At 35.9% G+C, this 1,046-nt stretch carries 1 protein-coding gene; it reads right to left on the bottom strand.

The window, feature by feature from the left end; genetic code table 11:
* Positions 1 to 1,046, bottom strand: a 1,046-nt coding sequence (locus C6988_RS10440) for a cytochrome b N-terminal domain-containing protein (RefSeq protein WP_182135335.1), incomplete at both ends; no start/stop codon positions are given.

The following is a 1,046-nucleotide window of genomic DNA, read 5'->3' as shown; positions in this document are numbered from 1 at the left end:
TTGTAAGCTGCAATATTCAAAAATACTAAGAACGCAATTAATGCAACTATTACCCAGTTAATCCATTTATCTGAGAGATCAATTGTTGCAACTTTGTTTGGGCCTTTTTCTTTTGCTAGTTTTGCCTTTCTTTCTGATTCTCTTGCCAATAATATCATCATATAGCTAAATCCAAAGCCTAATGGAACTAGCAATATCATTGTAAGATACAAGAATATTGGATCAATTACAAGTCTCTCTACTAATGGAATAGTTGTATCTGCAGGAATGTAGAATCCCCAGTAGGTAGTGACTATAATCTGTGCAAGACCTACAATACCAAAGGATGTAATTATTGGTCTATCTTTCCAAGAGAATTTCTTGTATCTATCAAGGAAGGGAATTAACAATAACGAAGCAATAAAGATACCTGGCCACAATACACCTGTTACAAACTTGTCATATTGCGTCCTCAAAAATGCATAAAGTCCCGTAAGATACCATTCTGGTACAGTGATACCTGGCGGTACGGTTGGCTCAAATTTGAATCCTAGATCAATTGGGAACACACCACCAGTAATCAAAATAGCTCCAGCTATTGCCATAACCATTGGTACATCAAATACCAAGAATCTTGGAAAGTGTACAGCCATTAGACCAAGCATAACAAGTGGTAAGATAAACACATGCTGTGCATAAAATCGTAAAACGAAATCGCTAAACCCACTACCAAACATTGCGTCACGTATAACAGGCCCCGCCACCGGTATAGAATTAGTTAATGACGCAGCAATACTAATTGCAAGTTCTGCTCTTTCACTGAAAATAATATCATATCCAGTAAATGCTTCAAGAATTGTAACTGTTCCAAGAATTACACCAGTAACCCATAAAATTTCATTTCTAATTTTGTATCTTCCACTAAAGTATTGATAGTACATATGTAAAATTGCTAAGAGAACCATCGCGTTTGAACCATGATAGTGAATGTTTCTAATGTGGAATCCATATGGAACTTCATTGTTGATAAATTCTACACTATCCCACGCTCTATCTAATATTGGTTG

Source organism: Nitrosopumilus sp. b1 (genome assembly GCF_014078545.1).
In the GTDB taxonomy this organism is placed as follows: domain Archaea; phylum Thermoproteota; class Nitrososphaeria; order Nitrososphaerales; family Nitrosopumilaceae; genus PXYB01.
The sequence above is the reverse complement of the archived record's forward strand: the minus strand, read 5'-3'. Positions and strand labels throughout refer to the sequence as shown.